This is a genomic window from Streptomyces capitiformicae, from assembly GCF_002214185.1.
In the GTDB taxonomy this organism is placed as follows: Bacteria; Actinomycetota; Actinomycetes; order Streptomycetales; family Streptomycetaceae; genus Streptomyces; species Streptomyces capitiformicae.
On record NZ_CP022161.1, the window covers coordinates 6,727,231 to 6,748,524 of the forward strand.

The window sequence follows — 21,294 nt, forward strand, 5'->3', positions numbered from 1 at the left end:
CCGTGAGCGCTACGACTCGTCCGTGAGCGCTACGGCTCGTCCGTAAGCGCTACGGCTCGTCCGTAAGCGCTACGGCTCGTCCGTAAGAGCTACGCCGTCGCCGCCTCGCCCTTCGTCAGCAGCCACTCCTCGTGCAGCGCCCCCAGCGGGATCTTCTTCTGGAAGATGGGCGTGCCGAAGATGGAGAGCTGGAGGTTCAGGGTGCCGGTGAGGTCCACGCCGCCGTACAGGGCCCAGGAGCCGGACGCCGAGCCCGTGCCGTTCGCCGAACCCTCGGCCGAGCCTTCGGCCTCCGCCCGCAGGTACGGGGCCAGGTCGGCGGTGACGCCCACCGCGCCGTAGAGGCCGACCGTGGCCTCGGCGCCCAGGGCCGCCTTGACGTCCCCGACCGCGGTGACGGTCGTCTTCAGGGGCTCGCCGGTCATGTGGGACTCGCTGACGCCGGTCCAGCCCTTGGACCAGGTGAAGTTGCCGCCGACCTTGAAGTCGCCCTTGAGGTCCTGTTCGACGTCGACGGTCACGCGGCCGTCGGCGTCCACCTGGAAGTAGCAGACGAGGTCGAGGTTGACGACGATCGGGACCGGGCCGACCTGGATGACGGGGTCGGCGTGGAGTTCGGCGAAGGGGATGCGGATCGGCTTGCCATCGGTCGAGCCGGCCGCGCGGCCCTTCAACGACCACTGCGACGCCCAGTCGCCGGTGAGGCCCAGGAACGCGCCGCCGGGCGAGGAGCCCGTACCGGACCCGGAGCCGTCGTACGAGAAGGAGACCTCCGGCGCGAGCTGCACGAAGCCCTCGACCGACGCGGACGCCGACGCCGGGGCGCCCTCCGCGGTGGCCACGGCGGCGCCGACGTCGATGCGCAGGCTGCCGAGCGGGAGCTTCGCGCCCTCGGGGCCGAAGGCGAGGTCGCCGGTCTTCGCCCAGGAGACCTTCACGCCCTGGACGAGCGGGTCGACCTCCATGGTGGACGGGTCCACGGGGACCGTGCCGTCGGCCTTGGTCTCACCCAGTACGGAGCTGAGCTCGGCCGGTTCCGTCTCGACCGTCGTGCCGCCGCCGTCCTCCGCGGCGCCGACGACCTTCGTGACCTCGGCCAGCAGCCCGTCGGGAGCGCCGGGGGCCGGGGCGCTGGCGATGACGTCGCCCACGGCCACGGCCGCCTTCGGCTTCGCGCCCGCGTCGGCGTCCGAGGTCTTGTCCGTGCCCGGGGTCTTGTGCGCGTCCGGGGTCTTGTCCGAGTCCGGGGCGGAGGTGGAGGGCGAGGGTGAGTTCGAGGGCGGCGCTGTCGAGGGCGAGGAGTCGTTCGACTTCGTCGGGGCCGAGATCACCGCCCGGCCGCTCTTCTTGTCGTACGACGCGACCTTGAGTGCGGACTTCTTGGCCTTGCCCTGGTCGGCGGCGTCCGCGTCGGCCACGGCGGCGGGGGTCGCGCCACCCGTCGCGGCCGATACGACGGCGAGCTGCTCCTCGGCCGCCGCGGGCTCGGGGGTCTCGGCCGCCGCGGCGGGGGCCTTGTCGGCGGCGGACCCGGAGCCGGCGGAGCAGCCGGTGGTCAGCAGGGTGGCGACGGTGACCGCCGACAGCGCCGAAAGTAAGGCATGTCTTCTGAACTTGTGCACGCGTGATCCTCGGGAGCGGTTGATGGGGGTGCGCTTCTTGAGGTGCCTGATCAACCGATCAAGCGGTGACTGACGGCACGTGAGGGATGGCACACGAAAGCGGCGGTTACCCCCAGTAGCCTTGCATGAGCATGCCAGGTTCGAGGAACCCGGTATGCCACTCCTCCCGTCAAACTCCGGTGACCTGGATCACATCCGCGTGTTGTTCAACTGGCCTTCCCATAAAGGGAGTTGAGGAATTCGGCCATTGTGGCGGCAAGTCGGTCGGGTTGGTCCAGATGTACGTCGTGGTCCGCGTCGTCGATGACGGCGAGGCGGGTGACGGCGCCGCGCGGGCCGCGGGCCGCGGGCAGTCGGCATCGCCTCGGTGTCGGCGTCGGCCGCCGGCATGGTGCCGTTCGCGCCGCGTACGACCAGGGTGGGGCAGGTCGTGGCGGCCCACTGGGAGTGGTAGGGGGCTTCCGCCAGTTCCGCGATCGCGGCGAACATCGCGGCGCGGTCCCCGGGATCCCAGCGGTCCAGCCAGGCGGCGATCTCCGCCGGGAGGCCGGGGTTCGGGGCCCCCGGGCCCGGCTCCATCAGGATCAGGGAGTCCAGTGATTCCGGGTGCGCGACGGCGGCGAGGAAGGCCGTGTGGCCGCCGAGGGACTGGCCCACGAAGGTCAACGGCGTGGTCTCCTCCTTCAGGCCCAGCTCGTGGATCACCGTCACCGCGTCCCGCACGGCGGCCTCGCGGCTCATGTCCGCCGGGCGGCGGGTGCTCTCGCCGTGCCCTCGGGCGTCGTACATGACCACGCGGTGGGCGTTCGCCAGGAGTGCGGGGAGCAGGGCGTCCCACTAGCCCATGTGGCCGGCCAGGCCATGCAGGAGGAGGAGCGTACCGGCGGAGCCGGAGCCGGAGTCTGATCCGGCTCCGGCTCCGGCTCCGGTGTGGTCCCGGGTAGGCGAGACGGATGCCGTCGGGGGTGGTGAAGTGGCGTGCTGTGGTGGACGTTCAGCGATCATGCCCCGCGCCCCGAGGGGGCGCGGGGTGGCCAGCCCTCGTTTATCGCCAGGCCCCGTTTGCGGCCGGGCCCCGTTTGCGGCCGGGCCCCGTTTGCGGCCGGGCCCGGGCCTCAGCGGTCGATCTGCCTCCGGCCTTCCGTGCCGCCGGTGATCTGGATCTTGCGGGGCTTGGCCTGTTCGGCGATCGGAATGCGGAGGGTGAGGACGCCCGCCTCGTAGGAGGCGTCGACGCGGTCGGCGTCGAGGGTGTCGCCGAGGAAGAGCTGACGGGTGAAGGTACCCGTCGGGCGCTCGGCGGCGATCAGTTCGGCGTCCTGAGGGGCCGGGGAACGGCGCTCGGCGCGGACGTTGAGGACGTTGCGCTCCACGTCGAGGTCGATGGTCTCCGGGTCCACGCCGGGGAGGTCGAAGTGGACGATGAAGTCGTCCCCGGACCGGTAGGCGTCCATCGGCATGACGGCCGGCCGGGTCGTGGAACCGAGCACCTGCTGCGCGAGTCGGTCGAATTCGCGGAACGGGTCGGTACGCATGAGCATCACGGGTCACTCCTCTCGTCAGGCACTGAATGCGATGCCCTGTGGACGCCCTGTGGACTCCTTTTGCCTCTTTGGCGTCCCACACCTCCTTATATAACTCCGAGGAGGAAAGTTGACAAGCTATGACTCAGGTTCGGCGAGCGGACCCGCCGAAGGGTTAGCCTCGGGCCGACAGCGCGGACAGCGCGGACACCACGGACAGCACCCACAGCACCCACAGCACCCACAGCACGACAGCCCCGTACCGGTCAGGAGGCAGCGATCATGAAGGTTCCCAGCGCGGCGGTGGCCGCGGGCGGGCTCGTCGGCGGCTACGGCGTGGCCCGGTGGACCGAGAAGCGGGAACTCGGCGGAGTCGTGCTCGCCGTGGCCGGGGCCGCGGCGGCTCAGCAGTGGCGGCGGCGGGCCGGGGGCAGGGCCGCCGGGGCGCTGACCGCCGGGTATGTGGCCGCGTTCGCCGGGTCGCATCCGCTGGCGAAGAAGGTCGGGGCCTGGCCGGCGGTGTTCGGGGTGGCCGGGGCGGTGGCCCTGGCCTCATGGGTGGTCGCCGACCGGCGGGCGTAACCCAGCAGGCCCCGGGAGCCCCGGCCGCTCAGCAGCAGCGACCGCTCTGCAGCCCCGGCCGCTCAGCAGCCCGCCGCTCACGAGGCACGGAACGCCTGCCGGTACGCCTGCGGGCTCGTCCCCACCACTCTCTTGAAACGGTCCCGGAACGCCGTCGGTGAGCCGAAGCCCGCCTGGGTCGCGATGCGTTCGACGGTGTGGTCGGTGGACTCCAGGAGGTACTGGGCGCGGCGTACGCGGGCCCGGTGCAGCCACTGGAGTGGAGTCGTGCCGGTCTGTTCGCGGAAGCGGCGGTTCAGGGTGCGGGTGCTGGTGCCGGCGTGGAGGGCGATGTCGTCCAGGGTCAGGTCCCGTTCGACGTTCTCCTCCAGCCAGCGCAGGAGGGGTTCCATGGTCGCGCCGGCGGGGGCCGGTGGCTGGTCCTGGACGATGAACTGGGCCTGGCCGCCCTCGCGTTCGAGAGGCATGACGCACATGCGGGCGGTGAACGCGGCGACGGCCGAGCCGTGGTCCTTGCGGATCATGTGCAGGCACATGTCCATGGCCGCCGCCGCGCCCGCCGAGGTCAGGAACTGGCCGTTGTCGACGTAGAGGACGTTCGGGTCGACGGTCACCTCGGGGTGTCTCGCGGCCAGGTCGGGGGCCGCGATCCAGTGGGTCGTCGCCCGTAGCCCGTCCAGCAGGCCCGTCGCCGCGAAGATGAACGCGCCGACGCAGATCGACGCGATCCGTGTACCGCTCGCCGCCGCCGCGTGCAGGGCCTCCGTCACCCCGGGCGGCAGCGGGACGGTCGGGTCCTGGGTCCCCGGCAGGATGATCGTGTCCGCCTCGGCCAGCGCGTCGAGGCCGTACGGCGCCCGCACGCTGAAGGGCCCCGCCTGCACCTCCCCGTTCCCCTGCACCGAACACACCCGCACCCGGTACGCCTCCCGCCCGTCCGGCAGCCGCGCCCAGCCGAAGGTGTCGATCGGGGCGGAGAGGTCGAACGGGATGACGTCGTCGAGCGCCAGTACGGCCACGGTGTGCATGGCGGGAGCGTAGGCATACGCCGGGTTTCCGCCAAGCTGGCCGGGTCACCCCCAAGCAGGTCCTGGGTCTCCTCTGTCCTGCCCTCGCAGCGCTGGCGAGAATCCGTTGGGGCCTGGCAATCCCGCCACTTCTACGAGATCGTTCCGCGCCCTACCGTCCCAGCGTGACCAAGTTCCTCCTCTCCCTCCACGTCCTCGCCGCGATCATCACCGTCGGGCCGATCACCGTCGCGGCCAGCATGTTCCCGCCGAGCGCGCGCAAGGCGCTGGCCGAGCCCGGCAGCGAACGGGCCGTGTCGGTCGTACGGCTGCTGCACCGCATCTGCCGGGTGTACGGCGGTGTCGGCATCGCCGTACCGGTGCTCGGGCTCGCCACCGCGATGAGCATGGGCGTGCTGGGCGATGCCTGGCTGATCGTGTCGATGGTGCTGACCGGCCTCGCGGCGATGGTCCTGCTGGCCCTCGTACTGCCCCGGCAGGAGGAGATCCTGGAAGGGGTCGGCAACTCCGCCGCCTCCCCCCTCCCCCCCGACCTCGAGGTCACCGCCCGACTGGCCATGTTCACCGGTGTGTTCAACCTGCTGTGGGCCACCGTCACGATCCTGATGATCGTGCGGCCCGGTTCGACCACGGGGGCCTGACTTCCCAGCGAAGCTCGCGCGGTGCATGATCCGGCCATGCATCCACAGAATCCGGCCTCCCAGGCCTCCCATGTCTCCCCGGCCTCGCAGGCCTACCTCGCCTCCGTAGCCGCCCGTCTCGCCGCCGACGAATGCCAGACCTGGTGGGAGGACTGGGGTGGGGTGCCCGTGCTCGTGGGGCGGCGGTCCGACTTCCGGCTGCGCTGGATGGCGACGAAGGTGCATCTGTTCACGGTGGCGGCCGCCGTCCCGGAGATCACCATGCCGGCCATCGGCACCTTCACCTTCCAGGCGATGGAGTACGCCAAACGCACCAAGGGTGGGCTGCCGGCCGGTCTGCAGACCGGGATCGGCGTGTTCCCGGTGCTGGTCAGCGACCGGGTGGACCCGGCCGCCGTGCAGTGGGCGGAAGCAGAGGCGCGCAACGAGTGGGCCATCATGGCCCGGCCCGTCGTGGTCGACAGCGCGCGCCGGTATGTGGGCACCTACCGGCGCAGGGGGTTCATAGGCGCCGCCTACGCGTCGCACCTCATCAAGAAGAGCAGGCTCTACTTCGACGGCCACTGACGCGGCGGTGGCACCACCCGCCTCTCCGACGGCTCACCGGTGGGCCCTGATCAGCCACCCCTCGGCCACCCGGTCCACCGGCTCCTTCCTGAACTGCCGCGCCACCGAGGCCGCGACCAGCGCCCACGCGCCGATCACGAGGGTGAAGAACGCCCAGGCCAGGGGCCAGACGGCGGCGTCGGGCGGTTCGGGGTGGGTGTGGAAGGACACGTACATCAGGGCGGCCGGGACCACCGCGGCCAGCAGCAACGGCCAGGCGAGGGCGTCCCGGTGGCCGAAGTAGGCCGCGAGGAGCAGCAGGACGAGGGCGAGGACGACCACCCCGATGACGGTCACGGGGGTCGTCTCGCTGAGGGATCCCTCCAGTTCGGGCCGGTTGCGCAGATCCCACGGGAGACAGAGGCGGTACGCGGCCGCGGCGAGGGCGGCGCCGAGCAGGCGGGTCAGCCAGCGTTCCGGCCAGGGGCGCGTGCGCAGGGGGCGGAGCAGCTTCTCGGTCATGCGTACGAGGGTTCCGGGGGCGGCGGCGGGCGGACAGAGTACGGGTACTCAGACCTGGGTGCGGGACCGGTACTTACGCGTACCTAGGTAGCGGCACCCCTCGGCCGTTAGCCTGGAACCGCGGGAAATGCCGGACTTGCGGCACAGGGGGAGGCGCGCGTGGGGGACGCGGAGATACCGAAGGCGGAGATACCGAAGGCGGAGCTCCATCGGATGGTCCTGACCCGGGCCGGGAAGTGGAAGGACCGCGGCACCGTACTGCTGATCCTCGCCGCGCTCATGTGGGGCTACGTGGCCTGGCAGTTGCTCCTGCCCGAGGAGAGCAGCGGTTGCGACGGTGCGCTCTTCGAGAGGCAGACGACCGCGGACGGCAACGTCCCCGACTGTGCCGCCGAGCGCCCCTGGCCCCGTCTGCTCGGTGTCCTCGGCCTCTCCGTGCCCGTGTCCATCGCGGGAACGGTCCTCTACACGAAGGGGACGCTCGGCATACTGATGAGCCATCACACCATGGCCCTGACGGACGGCCGACGCTAGTACGCGGAGGGGCTACGCCCCCAGCGCCCGCGACACCGTGTAGATCAGCAGGCCCGCCAGCGAACCCACCACCGTGCCGTTGATGCGAATGAACTGCAGGTCGCGGCCGATGTTGGCCTCGATCTTCCGGGTGGTGTGCTCGGCGTCCCAGCCGGCGATGGTCTCGGTGATGAGGGAGGTGATCTCCCCGCGGTAGGTGGTCACGACGTGCACGGCCGCGCCCTCCAGCCACTTGTCGACCTTGGCCTGTGCCGACGGCTCGGTCGTCAGCCGCGTGCCGAGCGACAGCAGGGAGGCCCGCACCCGCAGCCGCAGCTCACTGCGCTCGTCCTCGGCGGCGGCCACGATCATCGACCGTACGGCGGTCCAGGCGGAGGCGATGAGGTCCTGGACCTCGCCCCGGCCCAGCACCTCGCCCTTCAGCCGCTCCACCCGCGCGCGCGTGTCGGTGTCCGACTGGAGGTCGAGGGCGAAGTCGGTGAGGAAGCGGTCGAGGGCGCCCCGCGCCGGGTGGGCGGGCGAGTCGCGCATCTCGGTGACGAAACGGAGCAGTTCCTTGTAGACCCGCTCGCCGATCCTCCGGTCGACGAAACGCGGGGTCCAGCCGGGGGCGCCGCCCTCGATCGCGTCCATGATCTGCTCCTCGTTGAGGATCAGCCAGTGCTGGGCGCGGGCGCAGATCAGGTCGACGGCCCGTCTGTGGCCACCGTCGGCGACAACCCCCTCCAGCAGCTTGCCGAGGCCGGGCGCGACCTCCTGGGCGCCCGCCCGCCGATTGATGGCCTCCCCGACCACGGCCTGGACGTCCGAGTCGCGCAGCACCGTCAGGGCGCCCCGCAGCGCGGTCGCCAGCTCCGCCGTCACCCGGTCGGCGTTCTGCGGCTCGGCGAGCCACGCGCCGAGCCTGCTGCCGATGCCGACGGCCCGCAGCCGCTGCCGTACGACGTCCTCGGAGAGGAAGTTCTCCCCCACGAACTCGCCCAGGGTGACGCCCAGTTGGTCCTTCTTGGTGGGGATGATCGCGGTGTGCGGGATGGGCAGGCCGAGGGGATGCCGGAACAGCGCGGTCACGGCGAACCAGTCCGCCAGCGCGCCGACCATGCCCGCCTCCGCGGCCGCCGCGACATAGTCCGCCCAGGCGCCGGCGCCCGCGTGCGAGGCCCACTTGGCCAGCACGTACACCACCGCCACGAAGAGAAGCATCCCGGTCGCGGTCAACTTCATCCGCCGGACACCGCGCTGCTTCTCCTCGTCGGCGGCGCTGAAGACGGTCATGGTGCGATGCGAGACACGCGGCGGCTCGGCGTTCGCTTCCGCTGTCGTACGGTCCGTTCCCGCTGTCGTACGGTCCATTCACTCCACCCGTTCCTGTCCCCCGTACACATTGTCCCTTTCTTCGCCTTCTTCATACCTGGGGTGACCCACTGCACTACCTACTCCTGGAACGGAACAGGAGTTCCCCACGTCTGTCCGGCCGGGGGAACCGATGGGGGTTCTCACAAGCGACCCCCATCCCATGACGCATCATGGGGTGATCACTTCGGAGCCCCGGGCTCCACTGCGCAAGGAGTCACACACCGCATGACCAAGCGTCACGCCGGGGGTGTGGGGGTGTCCCCCACAAGGCACGGCGCAGTATTGGCCGCCATGCTCACCCTCATCCTGGGGGTCTCGGCCGCCATATACGTCGGTGTCGGCAGCAACGACGGCGCCCAGAGGCAGGAGGCACTCACCCACGCCCCGCGCAACGGCGTTGCCCCCGCCTCCACCGGCGTCTGGGTCGGCGCCTGGTCGGCCTCGCCGAGCGGGTCGGAGCCGGGCACCGAGACGAACGGCCTCGCGGGCCGCTCGGTCCGCAACGTCGTGCACACGGCGGCCGCCGGTACGAGTGCCCGTGTCACCCTGTCCAACCTCTACGGACATGGGCCGCTGACCATCACCCACGCCTCGCTCGCCGTCGCCGCCACGGCGAACACCCCCGCCGCCGCGGCCGACACCATGCGCCGCCTCACCTTCGCGGGCAACACCACCGTGGTCATCGCCGCGGGTCAGCAGGTGGTCAGCGATGTCGTACGGGTCGCGATCCCGCACGACGGCGACGTACTGATCACCACTTACTCCCCCACCCCGTCCGGCCCCACCACCTACCACGCGCACGCCCGGCAGATCTCGTACACCGCCGAGGGCGACCAGGCGGCGGACGTCACCGGGACGCCGTACACGACGCAGTCCACGCACTGGCGCTACGTCACCGCCCTGGACGTGCTGAGCAACGAGGCCGACGGCACGGTCGTCGTCCTCGGCGACTCCCTCACCGACGGCATCACCTCGACCATGGGCGAGAACCGGCGCTGGACCGACGTCCTCTCCGACCGCCTCCGTGCCGCCGCCGGTTCCTCCGACGCGCCCCGCTACAGCGTCGTCAACCAGGGCATCAGCGGCAACCAGGTCCTCGTCAGCGGTCTCGGCCGCCCCGCCGGGAACCCCAGCGGTCTGACCCGCTTCCAGCGCGACGTACTCGGCCGTACGGGTGTCAAGGCCGTCGTCATCGTCCTCGGCGTCAACGACATCCTGCGCAACCCCGGCCAGGCCGACCCCGACGCGATCGTCGCCGGCCTCCGCGACCTCGTCGACCGCGCCCACGCCCGCGGCCTGCGCGTCGTGGGCGCCACCCTCATGCCCTTCCACGGCCACCGCGGCTACACCGACCAGCGCGAATCCGTACGCCGCACCATCAACGACCGTATCCGCTCCGGCCGTGTGTTCGACGCGGTGGTCGACTTCGACAAGGCGCTCCGGGATCCGTACGACCCGCGGCGCCTGCGGAGTGACTACGACTCGGGGGACCATTTGCACCCGAGCGACAAGGGGTACGAGCGGATGGGGGAGGTCTTCGACCTGGAGTCCCTGAAGGGCGCGGCTCCGGCGGAGCTGTAGGGGGTGTTCTGAAAGCCCCCAGGGCCTGTCGTCACCTTCCCGTCGTCGCCCGGAGGGCGGCACCGCGCCCGCCGCGGCAGCGACTGATGCCCCTCCCGTTCATGGGGGCCGGGGCCCCTCCCGCTCGAGCGAAGCGATGTGACGACAGGCCCCAGGAGTCACTCCCCGCTCCTACGCCGCTCCCGCTCCTCCCGTCGCGCTTCCCGATGCTGACGCATCGCCTCACGGTGGGCGTCATGCAGATCGTGGAGATGGTCACGCCGGGCCGTGCCCAGCTCACGCCGCTCCTCCCGGCGGTCCAGCCTCTCCTGCCGGCGCGCTTCCTTCAGCCGTTGCCGCTCCGCTTGCCGCTCCGCCTTCGGCAGCTTGCGCGTGACCCCGACGCCACCCCAGAACGCGAACCCGGTGACGATCACGCGGGGCGCGTCGGGGTCGCCCGGGACGCCGTCCTCGCCGTAGTCGAAGCCGCCCATGATGCCGACCCCGCGGACGAGAACCTCGACGCCCGGCGGCACGACGATGTCCACGCCGCCCATGATGGCGACGCAGTTGATGGTGACCTCACGGTCGGCGAAGTTCGCGTCCCGCAGGTCGAGTTCGACGCCACCCCAGAACGCCACGCAGTCGAACCGCTGCGGCACGGTCCAGTGCCCCTTGCGCTCGAACCCGGACATGACCGCGACGCCCCACCGGGACGAGCCCTCGCCGCCGACGATCCGATCGGGCCAACTCCGGTGGCCCGCAGGGCCCTTGACCAGCGAGACGGACGGCGGGGCCACGGCCTGGGCGCCGGGCAGGTCACGGGTGACCGGCGCCAGTTCGCCGTACGTCCGTGCCTTGTACGTCGCCTCCAGCCGGTCCTCGAACTCCTCCATGTCGAGCCGCCCCTCCGCGAGGGCGTCCCGCAGCTGCTCGGCGACTCGTTCACGATCGGCGTCGGAGGCTCGAAGGTCTGCGGAGGCCGGAAGGTCCGGGAGATCGTCCGTCATACGAATCAGCGTACGAGGAACCGCCCCGCCGGGCTACGAGACGGCCTTACGGGGCGTGTTGAAAGCCCCCCTCGCCCATCTCCTCCCCCACCCGCTCGGCCTGCTGTGCGTACATCTGGGCGATCACGGCCTCGATGTCCGGCTCCCGCACCGACAGGTCCACCAGCGGATACGCCGACGCGATCCGTGCCACCAGCGGCGCCGCCGACTCCGACGCCGGGAACGCGAGCCACTGCCGGGGCCCCTCGACCCGTACGACCCGGGCGGGCGCGGCCTCGATCGGCGGCAGCTCACGCTCCAGGTCGACGACGAGGGTCCGCTCGCTCTCGCCCACCTCGTGCAGCCCGGTCAGCGGGCCGTCGTACATCAGGCGCCCGTGGTCGATGACCATCACCCGGCGGCACAGTTGCTCGATGTCCTGGAGGTCGTGCGTGGTGAGCAGGACGGTGGTGCCCTGCTCGGTGTTGAGGTCCTTGAGGAACTCGCGGACCTTCGCCTTGCTGATGACGTCGAGCCCGATCGTCGGCTCGTCCAGGTACAGCACCTCGGGGTCGTGCAGCAGCGCGGCCGCGATGTCGCCGCGCATGCGCTGGCCCAGCGACAGCTGCCGTACGGGCACGTCCAACAGGGCGCCGAGTTCGAGGAGTTCGACACAGCGGTCGAGGTTCTCGCGGTAACGGGCGTCCGGGATGCGGTACATACGGTGCATCAACCGGTAGGAGTCGATGAGGGGGAGGTCCCACCACAGCGTCGTACGTTGCCCGAACACGACCCCGATACGGCGCGCGAGCCGCGTCCGCTCGCGGGACGGGTCGATGCCGGCGACCCGCAGCCGGCCCCCGCTGGGAGTCAGGATGCCGGTCAGCATCTTGATGGTGGTGGACTTCCCGGCACCGTTCGGCCCGATGTAGCCGACCATCTCACCGCGCGCCACGGTGAAGGAGATCGAGTCGACGGCCCGCACCTCGCGCCGCTCCCGGCGCAGGAAACCGGTCTTCTTGCGGACGTCGAAGACCTTCTCGATCCGGTCGAGTTCGATGAACCTGCTGTTTGTCACGCTGCTGTCCGTCACGTCAACTCCCCGTGCTCCGATAGGTACGCAGTCCCGCCCGCCAGGCGACCCCGGCCAGCGCGCAACACGCGACCGCCACCAGGGGCGGTGCGAAGGCAACCCACGTCGGCAGGTCGAGCGGGTAGGCGCGGCCCAGGACGTACAGCCCCGGCAGCCAGTTGACGAAGGCGAGCGGCAGGACGAAGGTCACGCCGCGCAGCAGGTCCTTGGCGAAGATGCTCGGCGGGTACTGGACGAGGGTGACACCGCCGTACGTGAACGCGTTCTGCACCTCCGAGGCGTCCTGCGCGACGAACTGGAAGGCGGCCCCGCCCACGAACACCGCGCAGAAGATGAGCCCGCCGCTCGCCACCATCAGCGGGATCATCAGCACCTTCACCGGTGTCCAGGTGACGTCGAGCGTGGCCAGCGCGTACCCGAGGATGAACAGCCCCTGCGTGACCCGGCCCAGGCGGCGCAGCGCGAACTTGTCCGCGGCGACCTGGGCGAGCACCGGCACGGGCCGTACGAGGAGGGTGTCCAGCGTGCCGTCGCGCACCCGGCGGCCGAGCCGGTCCATCGAGCCGATCGTCAGGTCCGCGAGACCGAAGGCGACGGCGGAGGTGCCGTACAGGAGGGCGATCTCCGGCAGGGCGTAGCCGCCGAGTTCGTCGACCTGGGAGAACATCAGCAGGATCGCGACGAAGTCGAAGGAGGTCGCCGCGAAGTTGCCGAACGTCGTCATGGCGAAGGAAGCGCGGTACGCCATCGTGGAGCGGATCCACATGGCGGCGATCATGCGGTAGGCGCGCAGACCGTCCCGTACGCGGCTGACGGCGCCGTACCGCCCGAAGGGGTCCTCCGTGACCCGCCCGGCCGGGCGCCCGTCGAGGTCAACCACCCTGAACCACCACCTTCCGCGTCGCCGCCGACTGGATCAGCCGCCCGACCGCCAGCAGCACCACCGCCCAGCCGAGCTGGAAGGCGAACGTGCCGATCGGGTCGGCCTCGCCCAGCAGTACGTCGGCGGGCGCCTGGAGCAGCGCGGACCAGGGCAGGAGGCGGGCGAGGTCGCCGAGCGCGCCCGGGAAGACGTTCAGCGGCAGGAGCATCCCGGAGAAGAAGACACCGGTGAGCCACGTGATCTGCATCGCTCCGGCGCCGTCGAGGAGCCAGAACGCCCACAGCGCGACGATGTACCGGATCGCGAAGCTGACGAGGGCGCCGAGGGCGACCGCGACGAGGCAGGCGAGCCACGGCAACGGGCCGTCGGGCAGCGCCAGATCGAAGAAGAGCGCGCCGCACGCCATCGGGACGACACCCCGTCCGAGCAGCTGGAACAACGCCCGGCCCATGTCGGCGGCGAGCCACCACAACTGGAGGTCGGCGGGCCGGTACAGGTCGACCGCGATGTCGCCCGTACGGATCCGCTCGATCAACTCCTCCTCGAATCCGGCGCTTCCCAGCACCATGACCGCGAACATCGCCTGGCCGACCCAGACATAGGTGAGTGCCTGCGCCTGGTCGTAGCCACCGAGGTGGGGCTTCTCGTGCCAGAGGGCGATGTAGGTGTATGCGAGGATGAAGCCGAAGACGGTGTTGGTGAACACCCCCGCCGCGGTGGCCACCCGATATGTCGCGTACCGCCTGAATCCACCGGCGGCGACGGCGGCGTACAACCGCCCTGTGCCCACGAGGAAACCCCCATCCGCTGCGAAGAGTCAGGCGAGAAGCCGAGGTCGAGGCCGTTTCGGGCCGAAGCGAACCAGCCTATTCCGCGTCCGGATCCGTGTGCCATGGGTTTTCGGGCGGGGCGGACAGGACGAAGGGGGCGCAGGGGGGCGTGCGGGGCGCGTGCCGGGATCCGGGAACGGATCGGCCGGTGCGGGAGTCTTCAGTCAGGGGTGCAAAACTTGCCCGGAGCGGGCGCAAAGCGTACGAGGCCGTACGGAAATGAACGTACGACGCGAAACAGGAGCACGGCAGCACGATGAGCGACGAGCCGCAGCCGAAGCGGAACAGCCCGGGCTGGGCACCGAGAGAACCGGAGCCCCGCGCTCCGGGCGCGAACCCGGATTCCGGCGACAGCACCGCCGCCCAGAGCACGCCGCAAGCAGAGCCTGAGCCAACGCCCGCGGGGACTTCGGCCTCGGCCACCGGGCCGAAGCCCGACCCGACGCCCGCCGGGAAGCCCTCGACGGCCGCTGGTGGGAACTCCGGCTCGGAGGCCGGCGGTACGGGCGGTTCGGGGGCCGGCATGCCGGGCGGTATGGGCGGTTCGGCGACCGGCGGGACGGCCAGTTCGGCGACCGGCGGGAAGCCCGGTGGTATGGCCGGTTCCACCACCGGCGGAACGCCCGGCTCGACACCCGGCGAGAAGCCTCGTACTGCCCGCGGCGGAACTTCCGACTCGGCTGCTGCCGGCACGCCCGGCGATACGCCCGGCTCGGCCACCGGCGGCAAGCCCCAGGCTGCTCCCGGCGCAACGCCCAGCACGGCCCCCGGCCGGACACCCCACGCCGCCCCCGGCCGAACCTCCAACTCGGCTGCTGCCGAAAGGCCCAGCGGTACGCCCGGCTCGGCCACCGGCGGCAAGTCCCCAGCGGCGCCCAGCGGTACGCCCGGCTCGGCCACCGGCGGCAAGTCCCCAGCGGCGCCCGGCGGAACGCCAGGCACGGCACCTGGTGACAAGCCCCAGGCCACCCACGACAGCACTTCCCGCTCCGCTGCCGCCCGCAAGCCCGGTGATACGCCTGGCTCGGCCACCGGCGGCAAGCCCCAGGCTGCTCCTGGCGCAACGCCTGGCTCGGCCACCGGCGGCAAGCCCCAGGCTGCTCCTGGCGCAACGCCCGGCACGGCCCCCGGCCGGACGCCCCAGGCCACCCCCGGCCGAACTTCCGGCTCCGCTGCCGGTAGGCCTGGTGGTACGCCCCGCCCGGCGACCGGTGGAACACCCGGCTCCGCGCCCGGCCGGACGCCCGACGCGGCACCCGGCGGAAAGCCTGGCGCGGCGGCGCCCCGCACGCCTGGCGCGGCAGCCGGCCGGACGCCCGGTCAGGTGGATGACGTCGAGCACACCATGACCCTCGGTGTCACGCGCCCCGTCAAGACCGGCCCCACGCCGGGTGGAAAGCCCGGTGGCAAGTCCGGTTCGGCACCTGGCGGGAAGCTCGGCGCAGCAGCCGCCGGCTCGGCGGCCGGCGCTGCAGCCGGCCGTGCGCCCGGTGCTGCGAGCGGCCCGGCGGGCGACGTCGAGCACACCATGACGCTCGGCGTCACGCGTGCCGGGAAGGGCGGGCCCACCCCTGGTGGGGAGCCCGGCCCGACGCCCCCCGGCGGTCCCGGCGGCCCGGATGTCACCGCGACCGCCGCGCTCAGCGAAGTTCCCGACGTCACACCCGGCCCGGCGGCGGCCCCCACCGGCAAGGCGAAGAAGAAGGCCAAGCGGCCCAAGCGGACCGGGTGGAAGCGGCTGATCCCCACCTGGCGCATGGTGCTCGGCTCCTTCGTCATCGGGATCATGCTGATCATGGGCGCCTTCGTCCTCGGCTACACCATGGTCCACATCCCCGACAAGCCGCAGGACGCCGCGACCAAGCAGTCCAACGTCTACCTCTACGCGGACGGCACCCAGATCGCCCGCGACGGCGAGGTCAACCGCGAGAACGTCCCGCTGTCGAAGGTCTCCAAGGCCGCCCAGCACGCCATACTGGCCGCCGAGGACCGCGACTTCTACACCGAACCGGCCATCGACCCCAAGGCCATGGTCCGCGCGGCCTGGAACACGGCGACCGGCAAGGGCAAGCAGTCCGGCTCGACGATCACCCAGCAGTACGTGAAGAACTACTACCTGGCCCAGGACCAGACCGTCACCCGCAAGGTGAGGGAGTTCTTCATCGCCATCAAGCTGGACCGCGAGGTCACCAAGGACGAAATCCTCGAGGGCTACCTCAACACCAGCTTCTTCGGCCGCAACGCCTACGGCATCCAGGCCGCCGCCCAGGCCTACTACGGCGTCGACGCCGACGAACTCACCCCCGAGCAGGGCGCCTACCTCGCCGCGCTCGTCAACGCGCCGAGCATGTACGACGTCGTCGCCCACCCCGAGAACAAGGGCGCGGCCGTAGCCCGCTGGAACTACGTCCTCGACGGCATGGTCAAGGAAGGCTGGCTCACGCAGTCCGAGCGCGACGGCATGAAGTTCCCGACGCCGAAGCAGACCACCACCTCCACCGCCTTCTCCGGACAGCGCGGCTACCTGGTCGAGGCCATCAAGTCGTACCTCATCGAGAACAAGATCATCGACGAGGAGGCGCTGGAGAACGGCGGTGGCTACCGCATCACCACCACCATCCAGCCCAAGATGCAGAAGGCGTTCATCAAGGCCGTCGACGACAACCTGATGGACAAACTCGACAAGAAGAACCGCAAGGTCGACAACTACGTCCGCGCCGGCGGCGTCTCCATCGACCCGAAGACCGGCAAGGTCATCGCGATGTACGGCGGCATCGACTACACCAAGCAGTACGTCAACAACGCGACCCGCCGCGACTACCAGGTCGGCTCCACCTTCAAGCCGTTCGTGTTCACGGCGGCCGTGGAGAACAACTCCAACACCCAGACCGGCCAGGCCATCACCCCGAACACCATCTACGACGGCAGCAGCGAGCGCCCCGTCGTCGGCTGGCCCGGCGAGGCGTACGCCCCCGAGAACGAGGACTACGTCGACTACGGCAACATCACCGTCCGCCAGGCCACCGACAAGTCCGTGAACTCGGTGTACGCGCAGATGGCCGTGGACGTCGGCCCCGAGAAGGTCGAACAGACCGCGATCGCCCTGGGCGTGCCCAAGGACACCCCGGACATGAACCCGTACCCGTCCGTCGCGCTGGGCACGGCCACCGCCAGCGTCCTCGACATGGCGGAGGCGTACGCCACGCTCGCCAACCACGGCGAGCACGGCACATACACCATGATCGAGAAGATCTCGAAGGACGGCGAGGTGATCAAGCTGCCCTCGACCGAGCCGCAGCAGGCCGTCAGCCGCCAGGCCGCCGACACCACCACCTCCGTCCTGCGGAGCGTCGTCGAGGGCGGCACCGCCACCGCCGCGCAGGCCTCCGGCCACCCGGCCGCCGGCAAGACCGGTACCGCCGAGGAGGACCAGGCCGCCTGGTTCGCCGGCTACACCCCCGACCTCGCCACCGTCGTCTCCGTCATGGCCCAGAACCCCGAGACGGGCGCCCACGAATCGCTGTACGGCGCCATGGGCCTGCCCCGCATCAACGGTGGCGGGGCGCCCACGGAGATCTGGGCCCAGTTCACCAAGGACGCCCTGAAGGGCAAGAAGGTCAAGGACTTCGACCTCGAGCTCCAGGAGGGCGCGGACGTGGTCGTCGTCCCGCCGAGCACCCCCGCCGACGAGCCGGGAGCCACCGGCGACGAGGAGGAGAACGGCACCACCACCGGCGGCGAGACCCCCGACGACCCGACCGGCGGCGGCACGGACGGCGGCACCGCCACCGGCGGCACCCCGGCCGAGGGCGGCGCGACCACCACCGGCGGCACGGCAACGGACGGCGGCACGACCACCACGGGCGGCGGCACGACGACCGACGGCGGTACCACGTCGAACGGTGGCAACGCCAACAACGGAGGAACGTCGAACGGCGGAGCCACCACCACCGACGGAGGAACGTCGGACGGCGGAGTCACAGCGGGAGACGGGACGACGGAGGGGACATTCCCCTAGCGGGTCCGCACCCCTGAACCGCCGAAAGGGGCCAGTGACGATGGTCACCGGCCCCTTTCGCCTACGAATGACAGGCCCTGCGAATGACAGGCCCTACACATACAGGCCCTACAAATACAGGCCCGTCGAGTCCTCCGACCCCTCGAAGCGGTCGGCGGCCACGGCGTGCAGGTCCCGCTCACGCATCAGGACGTACGCGACGCCCCGGACCTCGACCTCGGCACGGTCCTCGGGGTCGAAGAGGACACGGTCGCCGGGCTCGACGGTCCGGACGTTCTGGCCGACCGCGACGACCTCGGCCCAGGCGAGGCGCCGGCCGACCGCCGCCGTCGCGGGGATCAGGATGCCACCCCCGGACCGCCGCTCGCCCTCGGCGGTGTCCTGCCGCACGAGCACACGGTCGTGCAGCATCCGGATGGGCAACTTGTCGTGGTGGGTCTTCTCGCTCACACCCACGAACCTACCTGTCTTCCTCAGCCCCTGCGGCGCCGAGTCCCGAGGGCGAGCAGCCCGACGACACCGACGAGCACGAGGGCGACCGGCACGATGCGCTCGATCCGGGGCGCGCCGTCCTCACTCACGAACTGCGCCTTGACGTCGCTCACCACCCGGTTGACGCCGACGTACGCCTTGCCGAGCGTGTGATCGACATTGGAGACGACCTTGGCCTTGGCGTCCCCGACGATGGTCTTCGGGTGCACCCGGACGCCGATCTCGTCGAGCGTCTCGGCGAGGGTGTCGCGGCGGCGCTTGATGTCCGCCTCGATCTCGGCCGGGGTCCTGGTGTCCGAGGTGTCCGCCACCGCGCCGCCTCCCGTTGTCGGTGAAAACTCTTGTTTGCGGACAGTCTGTCAGCTCCACCCGGCGCCGCACCGTCAGGGCCCGCCATTACGCTGGAACGATGAGCGAGCGACTCCAGCCCGGTGATGTGGCCCCCGCCTTCACCCTCCCCGACGCCGACGGCAACGAGGTGTCCCTGTCCGACCACAAGGGCCGCAAGGTCATCGTCTACTTCTACCCGGCCGCCCTGACCCCCGGCTGCACCAAGCAGGCCTGCGACTTCACCGACAACCTGGAGCTGCTGGCCGGCGCCGGGTACGACGTCATCGGCATCTCCCCCGACAGCCCCGAGAAGCTCGCCAAGTTCCGCGACAAGGAGTCCCTGAAGGTCACCCTCCTCGGAGACCCCGACAAGTCCGTCCTCGACGCCTACGGCGCCTTCGGCGAAAAGAAGAACTACGGCAAGACCTACCTGGGCGTGATCCGCTCCACGATCGTCGTCGACGAGGAGGGCAAGGTCGAACGGGCGCTGTACAACGTGCGGGCGACCGGCCACGTGGCCAAGATCATCAAGGACTTGGGTATCTGAGCCCGCCTCAGCCGCGCTTACAGCCCGTACCGGATCGCCCCGGTACGGGCTGTTCCGCATTCCGGGCGTGACTGTCCGATCTGCGTCTCGTTACTCCGTACGAGACATGAACAGGTGACCGAGGATGGAGGGGCTCGATGGGGGCCAGTGCGTACACCAAGGAGCGGCTGGAGGAGGCGGCTCGGGGGGCGCGAACGTTGTCGGAGGCGTTGGGGAGGCTGGGGGTGGATCCGAAGGGCTGGAAGCGGCGGTACATCCACGAGCGCATGAAGAAGCTTGGGGTGGACGTATCGCACTTCGAGCGCGAGGGGGCGAAGTGGACGCGGGAGATCCTTGAGCCGGCGGTCGCCCGGTCGACGAGCGTCAACGAGGTGCTACGGCATCTGGGGCTCGACCCGGTCGGCGGGCACCATACGAACATCTCCCGGCGCATCAAGGCGTACGGCCTGGACACCTCGCACTTCACGCCAGTGGTCCGGACGGAGCGGCAGCGGTACAACCAACGCCGCCGGACAGCTGAAGAGATCCTCGTCGAGGACGCCTCTGCACACGCCAGGCGCGTACCGAGCAGCCGTCTCAAGCGGGCGATGCGCGAGCTGGGCGTGGAGGAGCGTTGCGCCCTGTGCGGCATCGAGTCGGTGTGGCTCGGAGAGCCGCTCCCCCTTGAGGTCGACCACATCGACAGCGACTGGCGCAACAACCGGATTGAGAACCTGCGACTGCTGTGCCCCAACTGCCACTCGACGACGGACAGTTATCGGGGACGCGGGAAGGGTAGGGCTTCATGAGCAGCGGCGTGCTGTACTCCCGGGAGCGGCTGGCCGAGGCTGCCGAGAGGTGTGTCGACATCGACGAGGTCATCGCGTTCTTCGGAACCCAGCCGTATGAGAACCTTCGCCGCTATCTCGTGAGACGGTTCGCTCATTTCGGCCTCGACGTTTCGCACTTCCGCCCTTGCGGCAGGCGCCCTCGCCCCGCGGTGAGCGAACTGCGAACGGCAGTCGCCGAGTCGACCTCCATAGCAGAGGTGCTGCGGCGCCTGGACCGCCCGGGCAACGGTTCGCAACGCAACCAGCTGCGCAAGTGGATCGCCGAGTACGAGATCACGACCTCACACTTCCTGGGGCAGGCACATCAGCGGGGTAAACCGTCCACGAACGCCAAGCGCCCCGAAGAGGTGCTGGTGCAGCACAACGGCATGCGCCGGACGGAGACCAAGCGCATACGCCGTGCTCTTCGCGAAGTCGGTGTAACCGAGGAGTGCGCGCGCTGCGGCGTCGGCCCCGAATGGCTCGGCAAGCCCATGACCCTGGAGGTCGATCACACCAACGGGGACTGGAGCGACAACCGGCGCGAGAACCTGCGGTTGCTGTGCCCCAACTGCCATGCGATCACCAGCACCTGGTGCAGAGGAGGCGGACAGCGCAGTCGTAACGCCCAGTAGAGTAGGCACCGTACTGCGGGCCCGTATCCCAGCAGGCTAGAGGACGCCGCCTTAGAAGCGGTGCGTCGTGGGTTCAAGTCCCACCGGGCCCACAGGAAAGGATGGCCCCGCACCTTCGATTCAAAGGTGCGGGGCTCTTTCATGAAGTCAACTCAACAGCTCCCGCACCACCGGCACCAGCGCCCGGAACGCCTTCCCCCGATGGCTGATCGCGTTCTTCTCCTCGGCCGTCAGCTCGGCGCAGGTCCGCGTCTCACCCTCCGGCTGGAGGATCGGGTCGTACCCGAACCCGTTCGTGCCCACCGGCGCATGCCGCAGCACCCCCCTCAACTGTCCCTCGACGACCCGTTCCGTGCCGTCCGGCAGGGCGAGGGCCGCCGCGCAGGCGAAGTGTGCCCCCCGGTGCGCGTCGTCGATGTCGGCGAGCTGGGACAGCAGTAGTTCCAGGTTGGCGCGGTCGTCGCCGTGCTTGCCCGACCAGCGGGCCGAGAAGATGCCGGGGGCGCCGTTCAGGACGTCGACGCAGAGGCCGGAGTCGTCGGCGACGGCCGGGAGTCCGGTGGCCTGGGCGAGGGCGTGGGCCTTGAGCAGGGCGTTCTCGGCGAAGGTGACGCCGGTTTCCTTGACGTCGGGGATGTCGGGGTAGGCGTCCGCGCCGACGAGGTCGTGCGGGAGACCTGCGTCGGCGAGGATCGACCTCAGTTCGGTGATCTTTCCGGCGTTGCGGGTGGCGAGGATCAGGCGGGTCATGCCC

At 70.6% G+C, this 21,294-nt stretch carries 22 protein-coding genes and 1 tRNA gene; 10 read left to right on the plus strand and 13 right to left on the minus strand.

What is annotated here, in order from left to right; genetic code table 11:
• Positions 1-89 precede the first annotated feature (89 nt).
• The 3 genes from CES90_RS29930 to CES90_RS29940 form a co-directional block, all read right to left on the minus strand.
• A complete protein-coding gene (locus CES90_RS29930) occupies positions 90-1,622 on the minus strand; it encodes a hypothetical protein (protein WP_189784097.1) in 1,533 nt (510 codons plus the stop codon).
• A gap of 189 nt (positions 1,623-1,811) precedes the next feature.
• Entirely contained in the window at positions 1,812-2,411 is a 600-nt protein-coding gene (locus tag CES90_RS29935) for an alpha/beta fold hydrolase (protein ID WP_189784098.1), read from the minus strand.
• Between the two features lie 326 nt (positions 2,412-2,737).
• Positions 2,738-3,163, minus strand: a complete 426-nt coding sequence (locus CES90_RS29940) for an Hsp20/alpha crystallin family protein (RefSeq protein WP_189784099.1) — start codon at positions 3,161-3,163, stop codon at positions 2,738-2,740.
• Between the two features lie 261 nt (positions 3,164-3,424).
• Here CES90_RS29940 and CES90_RS29945 point away from each other — a divergent pair, with 261 nt between their 5' ends.
• Positions 3,425-3,727, plus strand: coding sequence for a hypothetical protein (locus tag CES90_RS29945; RefSeq protein WP_189784175.1), 303 nt, complete (start codon positions 3,425-3,427; stop codon positions 3,725-3,727).
• A gap of 77 nt (positions 3,728-3,804) precedes the next feature.
• On the opposite strand, the gene CES90_RS29950 is transcribed toward CES90_RS29945, so the two are convergent.
• Positions 3,805-4,755, minus strand: a complete 951-nt coding sequence (locus tag CES90_RS29950; RefSeq protein WP_189784100.1) for a GlxA family transcriptional regulator — start codon at positions 4,753-4,755, stop codon at positions 3,805-3,807.
• Positions 4,756-4,919: 164 nt separating this feature from the next.
• Here CES90_RS29950 and CES90_RS29955 point away from each other — a divergent pair, with 164 nt between their 5' ends.
• Together CES90_RS29955 and CES90_RS29960 are read left to right on the plus strand one after the other, a co-directional pair.
• Positions 4,920-5,396 (plus strand): DUF2269 family protein, encoded by a 477-nt coding sequence (locus tag CES90_RS29955; protein WP_189784101.1) that lies wholly within the window; start codon positions 4,920-4,922, stop codon positions 5,394-5,396.
• Positions 5,397-5,432: 36 nt separating this feature from the next.
• Positions 5,433-5,963, plus strand: coding sequence for a levansucrase (locus tag CES90_RS29960; protein ID WP_189784102.1), 531 nt, complete (start codon positions 5,433-5,435; stop codon positions 5,961-5,963).
• Positions 5,964-5,996: 33 nt separating this feature from the next.
• On the opposite strand, the gene CES90_RS29965 is transcribed toward CES90_RS29960, so the two are convergent.
• Positions 5,997-6,464, minus strand: a complete 468-nt coding sequence (locus tag CES90_RS29965; protein WP_189784103.1) for a hypothetical protein — start codon at positions 6,462-6,464, stop codon at positions 5,997-5,999.
• A gap of 159 nt (positions 6,465-6,623) precedes the next feature.
• Between CES90_RS29965 and CES90_RS29970 the strand changes: the two genes are divergently transcribed.
• A complete protein-coding gene (locus tag CES90_RS29970) occupies positions 6,624-6,998 on the plus strand; it encodes a hypothetical protein (RefSeq protein WP_189784104.1) in 375 nt (124 codons plus the stop codon).
• 12 nt (positions 6,999-7,010) lie between these two features.
• Here CES90_RS29970 and CES90_RS29975 read toward each other — a convergent pair whose 3' ends face one another.
• Positions 7,011-8,351 carry a DUF445 domain-containing protein gene (locus CES90_RS29975; protein ID WP_373313392.1) on the minus strand — a complete coding sequence of 447 codons (1,341 nt, stop codon included), beginning with the start codon at positions 8,349-8,351 and terminating at the stop codon, positions 7,011-7,013.
• 228 nt (positions 8,352-8,579) lie between these two features.
• On the opposite strand from CES90_RS29975, the gene CES90_RS29980 reads away from it, so the two are divergent.
• Positions 8,580-9,935, plus strand: a complete 1,356-nt coding sequence (locus tag CES90_RS29980) for an SGNH/GDSL hydrolase family protein (RefSeq protein ID WP_189784106.1) — start codon at positions 8,580-8,582, stop codon at positions 9,933-9,935.
• A 158-nt stretch (positions 9,936-10,093) separates the two neighbouring features.
• On the opposite strand, the gene CES90_RS29985 is transcribed toward CES90_RS29980, so the two are convergent.
• From CES90_RS29985 to CES90_RS30000, 4 genes are read right to left on the minus strand one after another with little or no spacing between them, the layout of a single operon-like run.
• Positions 10,094-10,924 carry a DUF1707 SHOCT-like domain-containing protein gene (locus CES90_RS29985; RefSeq protein WP_189784107.1) on the minus strand — a complete coding sequence of 277 codons (831 nt, stop codon included), beginning with the start codon at positions 10,922-10,924 and terminating at the stop codon, positions 10,094-10,096.
• 46 nt (positions 10,925-10,970) lie between these two features.
• Positions 10,971-11,981 carry an ABC transporter ATP-binding protein gene (locus tag CES90_RS29990; protein WP_189784176.1) on the minus strand — a complete coding sequence of 337 codons (1,011 nt, stop codon included), beginning with the start codon at positions 11,979-11,981 and terminating at the stop codon, positions 10,971-10,973.
• 16 nt (positions 11,982-11,997) lie between these two features.
• Entirely contained in the window at positions 11,998-12,876 is an 879-nt protein-coding gene (locus tag CES90_RS29995; protein WP_373313393.1) for an ABC transporter permease, read from the minus strand.
• Positions 12,869-13,669 carry an ABC transporter permease gene (locus CES90_RS30000; protein WP_189784108.1) on the minus strand — a complete coding sequence of 267 codons (801 nt, stop codon included), beginning with the start codon at positions 13,667-13,669 and terminating at the stop codon, positions 12,869-12,871. Before CES90_RS30000 ends, CES90_RS29995 begins: the two co-directional genes overlap by 8 nt.
• Positions 13,670-15,237: 1,568 nt before the next feature.
• On the opposite strand from CES90_RS30000, the gene CES90_RS30005 reads away from it, so the two are divergent.
• Entirely contained in the window at positions 15,238-17,727 is a 2,490-nt protein-coding gene (locus tag CES90_RS30005; RefSeq protein WP_189784178.1) for a transglycosylase domain-containing protein, read from the plus strand.
• Positions 17,728-17,835: 108 nt separating this feature from the next.
• On the opposite strand, the gene CES90_RS30010 is transcribed toward CES90_RS30005, so the two are convergent.
• Together CES90_RS30010 and CES90_RS30015 are read right to left on the minus strand one after the other, a co-directional pair.
• Positions 17,836-18,177: a GroES family chaperonin gene (locus tag CES90_RS30010; protein WP_189784109.1), complete on the minus strand. Its 342-nt coding sequence runs from the start codon at positions 18,175-18,177 to the stop codon at positions 17,836-17,838.
• 23 nt (positions 18,178-18,200) lie between these two features.
• Positions 18,201-18,530, minus strand: coding sequence for a DUF3618 domain-containing protein (locus CES90_RS30015; RefSeq protein WP_189784110.1), 330 nt, complete (start codon positions 18,528-18,530; stop codon positions 18,201-18,203).
• A 98-nt stretch (positions 18,531-18,628) separates the two neighbouring features.
• Between CES90_RS30015 and bcp the strand changes: the two genes are divergently transcribed.
• The 4 genes from bcp to CES90_RS30035 all read left to right on the plus strand — a co-directional run bounded on the left by bcp (position 18,629) and on the right by CES90_RS30035 (position 20,632).
• Complete coding sequence (bcp, locus tag CES90_RS30020) at positions 18,629-19,096, plus strand: thioredoxin-dependent thiol peroxidase (RefSeq protein WP_189784111.1); 468 nt, start codon at positions 18,629-18,631, stop codon at positions 19,094-19,096.
• 137 nt (positions 19,097-19,233) lie between these two features.
• Positions 19,234-19,884, plus strand: a complete 651-nt coding sequence (locus tag CES90_RS30025; RefSeq protein WP_189784112.1) for an HNH endonuclease signature motif containing protein — start codon at positions 19,234-19,236, stop codon at positions 19,882-19,884.
• Complete coding sequence (locus CES90_RS30030; protein WP_189784113.1) at positions 19,881-20,540, plus strand: HNH endonuclease signature motif containing protein; 660 nt, start codon at positions 19,881-19,883, stop codon at positions 20,538-20,540. The genes CES90_RS30025 and CES90_RS30030 overlap by 4 nt, the downstream gene beginning before the upstream one ends.
• 17 nt (positions 20,541-20,557) lie before the next feature.
• A tRNA-Leu gene (locus CES90_RS30035) sits at positions 20,558-20,632 on the plus strand.
• Between the two features lie 55 nt (positions 20,633-20,687).
• Here CES90_RS30035 and rdgB read toward each other — a convergent pair.
• Positions 20,688-21,290, minus strand: coding sequence for an RdgB/HAM1 family non-canonical purine NTP pyrophosphatase (gene rdgB, locus CES90_RS30040; protein WP_189784114.1), 603 nt, complete (start codon positions 21,288-21,290; stop codon positions 20,688-20,690).
• Between the last annotated feature and the right edge of the window lie 4 nt (positions 21,291-21,294).